We start from the raw sequence: 409 nt of genomic DNA, 5'->3' as shown, positions 1-409 counted from the left end.
CAAGCAGAGGGTCACAGGTTCGAGCCCTGTATCCTCCATTTATGAGTCGTTAGCTCAGTCGGTAGAGCATCTGACTTTTAATCAGAGGGTCGACAGTTCGAACCTGTCACGACTCATAGTCGGTTTTGCGGGTGTGGCGGAATTGGCAGACGCGCTAGATTTAGGTTCTAGTGTCTTTTGACGTGGGGGTTCAAGTCCCTTCACCCGCACCATTTTCTTTATTATGCCGACTTAGCTCAGCTGGCAGAGCATCTGATTTGTAATCAGAGGGTCGGAGGTTCGAATCCTCTAGTCGGCACCAGAATGCGGAAGTAGTTCAGTGGTAGAACATCACCTTGCCATGGTGGGGGTCGCGGGTTCGAATCCCGTCTTCCGCTTATGCCAGTTCATCAAAGATTATGCCGGGGTG

The 409-nt window shown here is 51.3% G+C and carries 4 tRNA genes; all 4 read left to right on the top strand.

From position 1 onward, the window contains the following. Positions 1-43: 43 nt before the first annotated feature. The 4 genes from KJQ99_RS09985 (at position 44) to KJQ99_RS09970 (ending at position 377) form a co-directional block, all read left to right on the top strand. Positions 44-116 (top strand) — tRNA-Lys (locus tag KJQ99_RS09985). 11 nt (positions 117-127) lie between these two features. Continuing rightward, positions 128-212, top strand: a tRNA-Leu gene (locus tag KJQ99_RS09980). A gap of 13 nt (positions 213-225) precedes the next feature. Continuing rightward, positions 226-301: transfer RNA gene (locus KJQ99_RS09975), tRNA-Thr, on the top strand. Positions 302-305: 4 nt separating this feature from the next. Next, positions 306-377: transfer RNA gene (locus KJQ99_RS09970), tRNA-Gly, on the top strand. Positions 378-409: the final 32 nt, after the last annotated feature.

Source organism: Campylobacter sp. 2018MI13, from assembly GCF_018501135.1.
Taxonomy (GTDB): Bacteria; Campylobacterota; Campylobacteria; order Campylobacterales; family Campylobacteraceae; genus Campylobacter_E.
This window is presented reverse-complemented; position numbering and strand designations above follow the sequence as displayed.